The following is a 12546-nucleotide window of genomic DNA, read 5'->3' as shown; positions in this document are numbered from 1 at the left end:
TTGAAGGCTGGTACAACAGAAAAAGAATACATGGAAGTTTAGGTTTCTTAACTCCTCAAGCTTTTGAGGACTTATCAAAACAATCTGCTTAAAACTTAACTTTTTTGTGTCCAAAATATTGACTCAAATCCAAACCAAAGACGAGAAAATTTCGGAGGATATAGTACATAACAGCTTTATAAAGATATCAAACAAACTAAATGAAATTGATAATATAACTGAACTCAAAAGATATATGACAGTTGTTGCTAAAAATGAGGCTTATGATTATTACAATTATAATAAAAAAATCTATAAGTCTGATAAAATAGATGAACTAAATAAAACCGACGATAATTTTAATCCGGAAAAACATACCATAAAATCAGAAACCATGGGATTAGTTAACTCCCATATACAGAAGTTAACACCAAAAAATAAATCAATAATATATTTTAGGATATCAGAAAATAAATCATTTAAAGAAATTGCTAAACACTTCCAAAAAAAAGAGACTACCCTTAGGTCTAATTATTCAAGAGCTGTTAAGCAAATTAGAGACAAGCTCTTTAAGGCAGGTGATTTAAATGACTGAACAAGATAATTTTGAAAAATTACTTGCCGATATAGAGAGACATAGGGGTAAGAAAAAGTTGAATAAAGTAGGCAAAACCTTAGTATCTATTGTAGTATTTTTTGTAATAATTAATTCATTCGGATTTTTCGATAACCAAATCACTGCTTTAAGATCAACTTTTTTTGAAATTATTAGCCAAGAGGGGTCTCAAGTGCAATATGGTTGGCTATCTGAAGAATTGGACGAGGAATTAAAAATAGATAAACTTATACTACCTAATTATCTCCCCTCAGGATACGAACTAGACGAATGGGATATTGAAGACGAAACCCTAGAAAATTATCGAGTTACTTTATTCTTTTCAGATGGAGATAAAAAAATACGCTTAATACAAAGGAAAATAAATGAAGGCACACATTTAAGTGCAGGGTTTGGAGAAGCATCAACTGAAACTACAGAAATAAATGGAGAAAAAGGGATCATTGCTTTCCATGAAAATGATTATATCACTGTTTCTTTTATTGATTATAGAGGGATTGAACATGCTATCATGGGGCAAATCACAAAAAACGAACTATTAAAAATAGCTGAATCACTAAATTAGGAGGGGTTAACTAAACCCCTCCTAATATTCTACCTTTTTAAGCATAGATTATTCCTCCCTTTTATGAATTTTTCTATACTAATAACAAAAAAATTTTAAAAAAGTTGCAGATTTTTTGCAACATTTTATTTGATTGGGAGTTATTAAGGTGAAAAAATATATTCGAAGGGTTTCAAGATGCTGACGCTCGAACGACAACAATTTGGGCAGAACACATAGGTAAAGGAGAATTGGATAGGCATGATTTAACTCTACATGACCCAACTGAAGATTATTCTTTCATACAAACTTTTCTAGACTTAGCTGAGGGAAATGTATCTCTTGTTCTTAATGAACTAATCGATGGCGCAATAATAAATTCTGGACTTATATTTTCTGATTTACTATCCATCGTTAGTCCTGTTGTATTGTTAGTATCTTTTTCAAACCTTTGAATAGTCAGGTAAATTTTTAAATATATCTTCATGTGCTATATCTAATTTTTCTTTGAATCTTGTCGAGTCAGTTTTATAATTTTCTTCAGCACTTACTGTTACTATACTAAATAAGATTAAGAAAAGTAATGTTGTTAAAACAGCAACTTTTTTTTAAATGAATAGCAATAATAGTTACTTCAATATTTGATAATTTCTATAGGGGGGTATTATAATCTTTAATAAGTCTCTAAAATATACATTTAAAAAACCTAGCTTAATAAGTATACCGATTATTATAGATATTGTTAAATTAATGATAATTTTTATTTTAACATATTTGGTTAACACTAATTTTTTTAATTTTATTTCTGATTTATTTGATATAAAATTAAATTTTATATCAAATAAATCAATACCATTATCATTCACAAGCGAGGTTATTCATAATAATATCATAAGTAATTATACTCTAGATCTAGAACTTTTTTTATTATTTGTATTATTCCGTATTTTTCTTTTGAGTGGAATATTGGGGTTAGTTAAGCAAATTTTTTATGAAAGTAACGTTTCTCTAAATTTTATAAATTTCTATAAAAATAGTTTAGAATATTGGGGGAGACTTGTTAATTTTTTTGTTTTGAAATATGTTATTATTTTTATTTCATCTAGCATTATATTTTTGTTGACTAGTGGCTCTAACATTTTCTTATTTCTATTAATTTTTATGATCGAGTTAATATTCTTTTTTGTGCCATATATTATAGTTAATGAAAATTATTATGTAATTGAATCAATATCTTATTCATGGAAACTTTTAAGAGATCATTTCAAAATAGTTTTAAAGTATTTTTTAATAATTAGCTTTTTACTTCAATTATCTTTTACAGTATTAAACTTCATTATAAGTAAATATATTATTTTTCTCCCTATTTCTATATTATTCTTTGCACCTATAGTAATTTATGTATACACCATTATATTTGCACTTTACTTTCATCTACATGCAAAATCTCCTCCATTATAATGAGGGTTCTGACTTGATTGATGAGTTTCAAGAGTGGCTATAGAGAATATATTAAGGAACACTATTAAAAATTTCAAATCTAATAATGAGAGATATTATTATTTATCAAAAGGAGATATACGATTAATGGGTTAATAAATGTACTAAATTTTTAATCAAATTAATATTTTATTATTTCTTTTTGAAACAAATCTATGAATTAATGGACTCTTGTTTTCATATTCATTATATAACCCTTTCATAAATATTAACCCCTTGGAAGTGTTTTTACCACTCCCAAGGGGCTTTTACTAACCTTCTTCAAGTCTCATTTCTTCAAGTTTCATTTCATCGTGCTTTGCATCTTCTATAGTTTGGTCGATATAACCATTCTCTATTAATTCCTGTAATTTAACTTCAATAAACCTTTCTTCAGGTAATTCCTTTGTATCTTCCAATTCAGGAATTCCAATTACGAAATAAATTAAGCCTCCCCTATAGTCTGGCTTTAACCAAAAATACGCATACCTTACTTTTCCATGATCCTCCATATAAACTTCGTCTGTAGTAGCATAGATAATCGTATTTCCAAAATCACAAGCTCCCTCATAATCATACTCAAACTCATAAACAATAACTTATTTTCTTCCACTGCTTCCACAAGTAGATTCGAATTCTACGCCTAATCCATTCGTTAAGGGCAGTAATTCTATTCTTCATATCTGCAATGGAAAAATAGCTTAACCAGCCTGTAGTGAATATTTTAAGCTCTTTAAGTATCTGTTGAATTGACCTACCACGTTTACGACTTGTTATCTGCCGTACCCTATCCTTGAACCGTTTTATGGACTTTTGGTGCGGTCGGATTCTAACCTTCTCTCTTAAGCGGGCTACCAGTGTTGCTCTTTTCTCGGTTTACCTTAAGTTTTAATTTCTCTTCAAGGTATTTTGTACAACTGATCATTACTCTTTCAGTGGCTCTCTTACTTTTGACGTAAATGACACAGTCATCGGCGTACCTCACAAATTTATGTCCTTTACCCTCAAGTAGGCGATCAAAACTAGTGAGGTAGATATTACTGAGTAGTGGTGAAAGGTATCCACCTTGTGGGGTGCCTTTGGTAGAAGGGATCAAAGGCACATTTGACATAACCCCACTCTTTAGGAAGACTTTAATAAGTTATTAAAAGTAATTAAGAAAAACGGTAAGGATTCCTTTAAACAAATACCTCGCATCAATTGGATATGAAGACATATCCAAAAGATACGAGGTACTGCACTCAAATCATTGAACCGCCAAGTACCGAACGGTACGCTTGGTGGTGTGAGAGGTCGGTAGATAAATTAATTATCTACCTCCTACTCGATTAAATTCTATTTGAAATATCTCGTGCAATTGCTACTCCACAGGCGCCTGCCTGGGCAAGCCCTCTAGTAATACCAGCTCCGTCACCACCAGCATATAAGCCTTCTATCTCAGTTTCGAAGTTATTTTTCAATATAGGTCTAGAAGAGTAAAATTTAGCTTCAACTCCGTATAATAAAGTGTGGTCTGATGCTATCCCAGGTGTTACTTTATCTAGTGCCTCAATCATTTCAATAATACTTATCATTGTTGAATATGGTAAAACTAAACCTAAATTACCAGGAACAGCTTCTTTAAGAGTAGGTTTAATAAAACATTCATTGATTCGTTTTTCTGTAGAACGTCTGCCTTTTATAATATCACCATAACTTTGAATAAGGACACTGCCTTCTGATAAATCATTAGCAAGCTTTGAAATTGATTTAGCATACTCAGTTGGTTTATTAAAGGGGTATGAAAACTTATGTGAAACTAATAGGGCAAAGTTCGTGTTTTCACTCCCTAGACTTTTATCTTTATAAGCGTGCCCATTTGCTAACATTACACCACTATGATTTTCAATTACTACATGCCCAGAGGGATTACTACAAAAACTTCTGACTGTAGTACCAACAGAAGTCCTATAGATAAACTTACCTTCATATAAATTTTTATTAATCTCTTCCATAATTGTATCTAGAGTTTCAACTCTAACACCTACATCCACTTGATTACTACTGACTTCTAACCCGTACTTTTCAAATACTTTAGTTAACCATTCAGAGCCATCTCTTCCGGGTACAATCACTACCTTATCACCATAATATTCTTCACCATCGTCAGTTATAATACCTTGAATTTTATAATTATTATTAGAATTAGATTTAGTGATCAAATCAGAAACTTTAGTTTCAAATATCATATCTATTTTTTCTTTTAAATTCTCAAATATATTTTGTAAAATTTGTAAGTTTTGTTCAGTTCCAAGATGTTTTACATTAGCTCTTAATAATTTTAGACTTGCAGCTAACCCACGCTTTTCAATATCTTTGACTGCAGGTGTTGTAGGGTCTGATAATGTAGAAGTAGCACCATGTTCTATATTAATTTGATCTACATATTTAATAAGGTCTAAAACGTGAGAAGGTGATAAATAATCAGTCATCCAACCCCCGAATTCTGTGGTAATATTAAATTTACCATCAGAATATGCACCTGCGCCACCAAATCCATTTGTAATAGAACAGTTTGGGTGGCAGCTAGCAATATCTTTTTTCTCACTTGAAGGTGGACATTTAGATAATTTATTTTGTAGAATAGGACAAGATCTTTTATATATATCCTTACCTTTTTCAACTAACAAAATATTTAGCTTAGGGTTTTGTTGGATTAATTCATAGCAAGCATAAATACCAGCAGGACCCGCACCAACAACAATTACATCATAATTATGCAATGTAACATAACCTCCCATTTCTCATATTCGAAACCGATTAATTGTAACAGATAATTAATAAAATTAATACTATACCTAGTTAATTGTACCAACTTATTTATATGAGGACAAATACCAATTAATTATCTTATTCTTAAAAAATATAGAGGCTGTGCTAAAAATTTAAAGAGGATAGGGTTAGCTAATAGTATATTAATTGAGAAAGCTCAAAGAACTTTGCAAGTTGTCATTATTCCTTAATGAAACATTTCTAGATCTAAATTACTTCTATTATAAATCAAAACAACACACCTTTCATTAAATGCTTGCGATAATCAATTTTAGTATACTAATTTGTATAACTTATTTTTAGTTAAGTGAAGAGACTTTTACATTGAAAGGAGAACTTTGCATGAAGATAAAACACAAAGGAGAATTGATAGATATAACTATACAAAAAAGAAATAGAAAAACTATGGAACTTCAAGTCACTCTAGAAGGGAATGTTAGAATTCTTGCACCTAAAAACATTTCTGATGATGATATACAAAATTGGGTTAGAAGTAGAGGAGATTGGGTAGTTTCAAAAATGAAATATTTTCAAGATATAAAAGAACAATATACTGATAAACAATTTAAAGTTGGTGAACAGTTATATTTTTTAGGAAAACCTTATACGCTTAATATATTTTTTTGTGATCATGAAAATAAAGTCGAATTAACAGATAATGAAATACAAGTTTATACTAAGTCTGAAGAAAAAGAGGTAGTAAGAGAAACTCTAAGAAACTGGTATTTTAATCAAACCCATAAACTAATAGAAGAGCGTATAAGATATTTTCAAAAATATTTTAAAGAACAACCTACAAAAATCATGGTTAAGGAACAAAAGAAACGTTGGGGAAGCTGTACATCCCAAAATGCACTTTACTTTAACTGGCGCATTTCTATGGCACCTAAGGAAGTACTAGAATATTTAGTTGTTCACGAAATGTGTCACTTAAAACATAAAAATCATGGGAAAAATTTTTGGAACTGTGTAGCAACTATTTTACCAGATTTTAAATGGCGGCGTGATTGGTTAAAAGTCAACGGTATAAAATTGAATTTTTAAAATAAGTAAGCGGTCCGGACGGACCGCTTACTTATTTTACCACTTCCTCTTTCTAGGAACACAGAGTACATCCCCTGGGAAGATTACAGCCGGATCTTCTATATGAGGGTTAGCTTCTACTAACTCATCTACAGAAACATTGAATTTATTAGCTATAATGAAGAAAGTATCCCCTTCCTCTACAGTGTACCTTCTACGGAATTTAGGTGGGCACTTTTTAGGTTCTCTCGGATCTGGTAATGGTTTCTTTGGAACACAGAGTACGTCCCCAGGGAAAAGTACATCGGGATCTTCAATATGAGGGTTAGCATTAATTAAAGCATCTACTGAAACATTAAACTCACGAGCTATTGATATAAAAGTGTCCCCTTCTTCTACAGTATATCTTCTTTTAAACATTGGAGGACATTTTTTAGGTTCCCTGGGCTCTGGTGGCTCAGGTTTTTTCTTTTTTGGAACACACAGTACATCTCCTGGAAAGATCTCATCAGGGTCTTCAATATGAGGGTTGGCAGCTATCAATTCGTCTACTGGTACACTGAATCTTTTAGCTATAGAGGTGAACGTATCTGTTTCTCTAACCGTATATCTTTTTGGAAAGTCAGGAGGACATTTTTTAGGCTCTCTAGGCTCTGGTGGCTCAGGTTTTTTCTTTTTTGGAACACACAGTACATCTCCTGGGAATATTACATCAGGATCTTCAATATGAGGGTTAGCATCTATTAAATCATCTACGGATACACTGAATCTTTTAGCAATAGAGAAAAAGGTATCCCCTTTTCTAACCGTATATCTTTTTGGAAAGTCAGGAGGACACTTTTTAGGTTCTCTAGGTCTAGGTGGTCTTTTTCTTGGCACACATAATACATCTCCTGGGAATATTACATCAGGATCTTCAATGTGCGGGTTAGCTGTAATTAATTTATCTAAATCAATACTAAAGCGTTGTGCAATCTTAAACATGGTGTCGCCCTTTTGGACAGTATATCTTTTGAAGTTTTTAGGACATTTCTTTGGCTCTCTTGGTCTGACATCATCTTTAGGTACACATAGTACATCCCCTGGAAAAATTTTATCGGGATTTTCAATATGAGGGTTTGCAGCAATTAAGTCATTTAGATCAACACATACTCTTTGTGCAATAAAGAACATTGTATCTCCTGGTTGTACTGTATATCTCCCTTGGAAATTTTCAGGACATTTTCTTGGTTGACGCCCTTTAGGTGGTCTCTTATGATAGGTCAAATTCTCACCCTTTCTAATTGGTTTACTACAGACTATGAATTGGATTACAAAAGGTGATAGCGCAAGAAGTAATTAGTGATAAATAACAAACAATAAGGAGCGAATCATTTGTCAGTTTTTTTTAATCGGACAGAACTGGTTATTATATAGTTCTAATAAGTTAAACTGTTTTTTGATAATAGAAGAATCATTGCTATCATATGCAAATTGAAAGTAGTAGATAATTTGTTCCATTGGTATTGGATAGTTTACATTCGGGTGAGAAGTATTAAGGATAGCAGTTATACTTTCCCTTGCTAATTGATGTAGATAATTACAGGAATATAAATCAAGTGCTTGTAAGATAGTCAGTCCAGGGTCGATAATGTCCCTGTAAAAAATACTTGCAAACAACTCTTCAACTTCAAACCCAGTTGGTTCCCAATCATTTAATTGTACTCTCCAAACCCTATGATTACATCCTTCTGTAATTGTTTCCACTCCCTTCTATACTATATTATAATTGTATTTATAATAAGACTTTTAAATTCATAATTCATTGAATACTAGTTATAGAGGGCTATTGGGTATTTGAACAAATTATAAATAGATACTATATTATTTGAAATCTTACTTAAAACAGGTATAATGTGGTCTGTAGATTTTAAATGATTGTATGTTACTTGAGGAGGAGATATTGTGAACGAGACTATCTTAAAAAGAGTTTCAACTGAACAGAATTTTCCTGAAGGAAAAGTTTCTAAAGTTATTTCTCTAATAAAAGAAGAAGGTAATACAGTACCATTTGTAGCAAGATATCGAAAAAATGAGACAGGTAACCTAACTGAAGAAGATATTAGAAATATAATAGACCGATATGAGTATTTAACTAACTTAAGTAATCGTAAAGAAGAGATAATTGAAACTTTAACTAAAAGAGAAAAACTTACTTCTGAGCTACAAAAAGCAATTAATGCTGCTGAAACTTTACAAGAATTAGAAGAAATCTATAAGCCATATAAACAAAAGAAAAAGACTCGAGGTATGAAAGCAAAAGAAAAGGGGTTAGAACCTTTAGCCAAACTTTTTGTACAAGGAACTATTACTACAGAAGAAAAGGCTTACATTGAACTAGAGAAATATGTAGATGAAGAAAAAGGGATAAACTCAAAAGAAGATGCCCTTCAAGGTGCGAAAGATATTATCGCAGAACAGGTATCTGAGAAAGTTGAAAATAGAAATGATGCTAAAGGTATTTCAGTTACAAACACTTTAATAGAAACTTCTGTTAAAGATGATTCTAAGGATGAAAAAGGTGTTTACAAAGACTATTATGAATACCAAAGTAATTTAAATAAATTACCACTACATAGAGTGATGGCTGTTAATCGAGGAGAAAAAGAAGGTGTGTTAAAAGTCAATTTAATTTCTCCAGAAGAAAAAGTAGTTGAAAAAGTAGTAAAAAGAGAAGTTCATGATTTACTAGGGTATTCCTATGAAGTAGTTTTAGAAGCAATACAAGATTCTGTTAAAAGATTAATAGTTCCTTCTATACAAAGAGAACTTAGAAAAACTAAAACCGAACAAGCAGAAGAACAAGCTATTAAAGTGTTTTCTCAGAACCTAGAAAGATTATTAATGCAGCCACCGATAAAAGGTAAAACTATTCTAGGTGTTGACCCAGCTTATAAATCTGGATGCAAATTAGCGGTAGTAGATAAAACAGGTGAAATGTTAGAAGTTGATGTAATGTATCCAACTCCTCCTTTTAACAAAAAAGATAAAGCAAGAGAAAAAGTATTAAAAATCATCGATAATTACAGTGTTGATGTTATAGCAATTGGTAATGGTACAGCTTCAAGAGAAACAGAAGAATTCATAGCAGAAACTATTGCTAATGTAGATAGAGATGTTCAATATGCTATAGTTAGCGAAGATGGAGCTAGTGTTTATTCAGCATCTAAACTAGCTAAAGAAGAATTTCCAGAGTTAGATGTACAAGAACGTAGTGCTATTTCAATAGCTAGAAGAGTATTAGATCCTCTAGCTGAGCTTGTTAAAATTGATCCTAAATCAATGGGAGTAGGCCAGTATCAACACGATGTTTCTCAGACTAAATTAAAAGAAACTGTACAATTTGTTGTAGAAAAAGTTGTTAATCAAGTAGGAGTTGATGTAAATACTGCTTCTGTACATCTACTACGTTATATATCAGGGTTAAATAAAAAAAGTGCGCAAAATATGGTTGATACTAGATCTAAACTAGGTAGCTTTACCACAAGAAAAGAACTCAAATCTGTTAAGGGGTTAGGAGCTAAAACATTTGAACAATGTGCAGGATTTTTGAGAATTTTAGATGGAGAAAATGCATTAGATAAGACTGCTATACATCCCGAGTCTTATAAGGTTGCACAAGGTGTTCTAGATACTTTAGAGGAAGGAATCGAAAGTTTAGGGTCACAAGAACTTATTGATAAAGTTAATAAATTAATCGCAGATAAAGCTAAAGTTCGAGAATTGAGTGAGACTTTAGGAACCGATTATTATACTTTAGAAGATATCTTAGAAGCTTTCAAAAAACCATTATATGATCCTAGAGATGAGTTAGATAAGCCTAAACTAAAGAAAGATGTCATGCAATTAGATGACTTAAGTGAAGGTATGATTATGGAGGGAGAAGTACGAAATGTAGTTGATTTTGGAGCTTTTGTTGATCTTGGACTCAAAGAGGATGGGTTAATTCATATTTCTCACCTTAGTGAAAAATACGTAAAGCATCCTTTAGAAGTTGTTTCAGTTGGAGATGTTGTTAAAGTGGAAGTAATTAGTGTGGATAAAAATCGAGGAAGAATTGGTTTAAAAAGAATAGACTAAGATTAAAAGGCGGGTATGCCTGCCTTTTAATTAATTTTTACAGTTTTTTTGAGTAAAGAGAAATTAATAATTAGCATTAATTTATATGCCAATATATTCCTTTTAAGAGAAAGGAATATATGTTATTATAATAACAAGCGTTTTCGGGAGTTGAAGTTAATGTCTAAAAAGACTTTGAAATTAGACCTTCACCATATTCATTTAATGAGGCAAAAGAACTAGAAATAATATGTTGAAAAGTAAGTGGTTAGTTAAAAAGCGTATCTTAAGATTTTTAAATCAAAAAGATATTAGAAAAATGTATCATCGGGTTAAGAAAGATCCAAGAATTCGGCACAATATTTGTAAACTTTAAGTGGAAATGAATAAGAAAGAGGTGTAAATATGGATAGCGAAAAACTAGATAAAAAAATTGATAAATTAAGAGAAGAACTTACTGACCTGATAGAACAGAAAGGGGATTTTAATGATGATGAAGTCATTGAAAAGAGTGAAGAATTAGATACGGCTTTAAACGAATATACTAAGTATTTAACAGATAAAGATAACTTTAGATAAAGACTAGGGTTAAGGAGTCTTTATCAGAAAATCGAAACACACTTTTTGATAAAGTACCTTTGTTTTTATATACAATTTCTCAACGACTTGATTATTAACTATAATAAACTAAACCATCGACACTTGATTTATACCAGGGAATTGAATGAACAACATGAGGTTAAAGTTATAAGACACTAGATAAAAAGAAGTGCTTTCACTACTAAGAGAAGATTTTCTTTAGTGAAACCTTCTCTTTTTTGTTTATCCTGCATGGGCGGTAGCTGGGTAGTGAAGTCCGCTATAGGCTTGGTAGTATAGTTTATCGAGTGAGCTCTACACCGTCTTTCTGTTCTTTATATCTGCAATGGCAAAATAACATAACCAGCCTGTAGTGAATATTTTGTTTAGAACCTCAAGCTATTTAAAATATCTAAAAGTAAAGCTTGTTACCACCTTTACCTGATATGCTGGGACTGAAAACATAACAAAAGCTTGGTATCTCGTCCATTCCTCACTTAAAACCATATTGATTTCATATCACAAAAGATAATATACTGATCTGGTATACCTTATAAATATTAACAAACGAGTGTGACAAAACCTAAAAACACAAATATATTAATAGAGTAGGAAGTAGATAATTACAATTGGATATGATGATATATCCAAAATATGCGAAGTACTGCACTTAAATTATTGAACACCAAGTACTCGACGGTACGCTTGGTGGGCAATATAGGACAAAATTAAAGGAAGGACTTACCCCAAGTGCTAGAGAAAAAATTATTAAACTTGAATAAAACATTACTAGAGGTTAAAATTTATTCATTAATCTAAAAAGGGGTTTATATATTATGATAAATAACTGGTTAAATAAACTTGAAAGAAAATATCGACGATTTGGTATCGAAAATTTAATAGGTTATATAATTGGTTTAAATGCTTTAGTTTTTGTACTAAATATGGTAGACCCTACAGGAACAATTATAGGACATTTAAACTTAGTACCATCACAAGTTTTAGATGGTGAATTTTGGAGGGTAGTAACTTTTCTTTTTATACCTCCTAGGACAAGCCCGTTATTTGTATTTATTGCACTCTATTTATACTATATAATTGGAAAGAGTTTAGAAGAAGAATGGGGATCATTTAAATTTACTCTATATTACTTACTAGGAGCTATAGGAACAGTTGCAGCTTCTTTTATTAGTGGAGGGATTGCAACATCTCAGTATCTTAATTTATCGTTGTTTCTTGCATTTGCAACTATTTATCCGAATTTCACCTTACGGTTGTTTTTTGTATTTCGTAAGCGTCAAATAGCACCCACATTGATTTAATAAAAAACTCCCATCTCATTAAATAAATAAGTGGGAGTGACTGTTATAATCAGTTTTTGCTATTTGCTTTGAGTTTTTTGCAACTTGCAGTTTTC

13 protein-coding genes and 1 pseudogene are annotated in these 12546 nt (G+C 31.2%); 8 read left to right on the top strand and 6 right to left on the bottom strand.

Annotated elements, in window-relative coordinates:
* Window positions 1–106 precede the first annotated feature (106 nt).
* The 3 genes from CDO51_RS12415 to CDO51_RS12405 all read left to right on the top strand — a co-directional run bounded on the left by CDO51_RS12415 (window position 107) and on the right by CDO51_RS12405 (window position 1594).
* Window positions 107–574, top strand: coding sequence for an RNA polymerase sigma factor (locus CDO51_RS12415; protein WP_158212464.1), 468 nt, complete (start codon window positions 107–109; stop codon window positions 572–574).
* Window positions 567–1160: a DUF4367 domain-containing protein gene (locus tag CDO51_RS12410; protein WP_089024547.1), complete on the top strand. Its 594-nt coding sequence runs from the start codon at window positions 567–569 to the stop codon at window positions 1158–1160. The genes CDO51_RS12415 and CDO51_RS12410 overlap by 8 nt, the downstream gene beginning before the upstream one ends.
* Window positions 1161–1390: 230 nt before the next feature.
* Entirely contained in the window at window positions 1391–1594 is a 204-nt protein-coding gene (locus CDO51_RS12405; protein ID WP_089024546.1) for a hypothetical protein, read from the top strand.
* Window positions 1595–2890: 1296 nt separating this feature from the next.
* On the opposite strand, the gene CDO51_RS13935 is transcribed toward CDO51_RS12405, so the two are convergent.
* From CDO51_RS13935 to CDO51_RS12390, 4 genes are all read right to left on the bottom strand, one after another.
* The gene (locus CDO51_RS13935; RefSeq protein ID WP_089024545.1) at window positions 2891–3130 is read right to left on the bottom strand and encodes a hypothetical protein; all 240 of its coding nucleotides are present in this window, start codon (window positions 3128–3130) and stop codon (window positions 2891–2893) included.
* A 73-nt stretch (window positions 3131–3203) separates the two neighbouring features.
* Window positions 3204–3368: a group II intron maturase-specific domain-containing protein gene (locus CDO51_RS15605; protein ID WP_420811498.1), complete on the bottom strand. Its 165-nt coding sequence runs from the start codon at window positions 3366–3368 to the stop codon at window positions 3204–3206.
* 79 nt (window positions 3369–3447) lie between these two features.
* A complete protein-coding gene (locus CDO51_RS14515; RefSeq protein ID WP_205842265.1) occupies window positions 3448–3729 on the bottom strand; it encodes a reverse transcriptase domain-containing protein in 282 nt (93 codons plus the stop codon).
* A 217-nt stretch (window positions 3730–3946) separates the two neighbouring features.
* A complete protein-coding gene (locus tag CDO51_RS12390) occupies window positions 3947–5380 on the bottom strand; it encodes an NAD(P)/FAD-dependent oxidoreductase (RefSeq protein ID WP_089024544.1) in 1434 nt (477 codons plus the stop codon).
* A 391-nt stretch (window positions 5381–5771) separates the two neighbouring features.
* Here CDO51_RS12390 and CDO51_RS12385 point away from each other — a divergent pair, with 391 nt between their 5' ends.
* The gene (locus CDO51_RS12385; RefSeq protein ID WP_089024543.1) at window positions 5772–6473 is read left to right on the top strand and encodes a M48 family metallopeptidase; all 702 of its coding nucleotides are present in this window, start codon (window positions 5772–5774) and stop codon (window positions 6471–6473) included.
* 36 nt (window positions 6474–6509) lie between these two features.
* On the opposite strand, the gene CDO51_RS14510 is transcribed toward CDO51_RS12385, so the two are convergent.
* Together CDO51_RS14510 and CDO51_RS12370 are read right to left on the bottom strand one after the other, a co-directional pair.
* Window positions 6510–7718 carry a muramidase family protein gene (locus CDO51_RS14510; protein WP_205842264.1) on the bottom strand — a complete coding sequence of 403 codons (1209 nt, stop codon included), beginning with the start codon at window positions 7716–7718 and terminating at the stop codon, window positions 6510–6512.
* A 111-nt stretch (window positions 7719–7829) separates the two neighbouring features.
* A complete protein-coding gene (locus CDO51_RS12370) occupies window positions 7830–8198 on the bottom strand; it encodes a hypothetical protein (protein WP_089024542.1) in 369 nt (122 codons plus the stop codon).
* Window positions 8199–8396: 198 nt separating this feature from the next.
* On the opposite strand from CDO51_RS12370, the gene CDO51_RS12365 reads away from it, so the two are divergent.
* The 4 genes and pseudogenes from CDO51_RS12365 to CDO51_RS12355 all read left to right on the top strand — a co-directional run bounded on the left by CDO51_RS12365 (window position 8397) and on the right by CDO51_RS12355 (window position 12451).
* Window positions 8397–10571 (top strand): Tex family protein, encoded by a 2175-nt coding sequence (locus tag CDO51_RS12365; protein ID WP_089024541.1) that lies wholly within the window; start codon window positions 8397–8399, stop codon window positions 10569–10571.
* Window positions 10572–10821: 250 nt separating this feature from the next.
* Window positions 10822–10936: pseudogene (locus CDO51_RS15600) on the top strand (Smr/MutS family protein); the annotation flags it as partial.
* Between the two features lie 19 nt (window positions 10937–10955).
* Entirely contained in the window at window positions 10956–11129 is a 174-nt protein-coding gene (locus CDO51_RS12360) for an aspartyl-phosphate phosphatase Spo0E family protein (protein WP_089024540.1), read from the top strand.
* Window positions 11130–11965: 836 nt separating this feature from the next.
* Window positions 11966–12451: a rhomboid family intramembrane serine protease gene (locus CDO51_RS12355; RefSeq protein WP_089024539.1), complete on the top strand. Its 486-nt coding sequence runs from the start codon at window positions 11966–11968 to the stop codon at window positions 12449–12451.
* Window positions 12452–12546: the final 95 nt, after the last annotated feature.

Origin of the sequence: Natranaerobius trueperi, assembly GCF_002216005.1 — a bacterium.
In the GTDB taxonomy this organism is placed as follows: Bacteria; Bacillota; Natranaerobiia; order Natranaerobiales; family Natranaerobiaceae; genus Natranaerobius_A; species Natranaerobius_A trueperi.
The sequence above is the reverse complement of the archived record's forward strand: the minus strand, read 5'-3'. Positions and strand labels throughout refer to the sequence as shown.

Coding starts and splice junctions, on each gene's coding strand:
- CDO51_RS12410 (WP_089024547.1), top strand. CDS start 567: ATGACTGAACAAGATAATTTTGAAAAATTACTTGCCGATATAGAGAGA.
- CDO51_RS13935 (WP_089024545.1), bottom strand. CDS start 3,130: ATGGAGGATCATGGAAAAGTAAGGTATGCGTATTTTTGGTTAAAGCCA.
- CDO51_RS14515 (WP_205842265.1), bottom strand. CDS start 3,729: ATGTCAAATGTGCCTTTGATCCCTTCTACCAAAGGCACCCCACAAGGT.
- CDO51_RS12385 (WP_089024543.1), top strand. CDS start 5,772: ATGAAGATAAAACACAAAGGAGAATTGATAGATATAACTATACAAAAA.
- CDO51_RS12360 (WP_089024540.1), top strand. CDS start 10,956: ATGGATAGCGAAAAACTAGATAAAAAAATTGATAAATTAAGAGAAGAA.
- CDO51_RS12355 (WP_089024539.1), top strand. CDS start 11,966: ATGATAAATAACTGGTTAAATAAACTTGAAAGAAAATATCGACGATTT.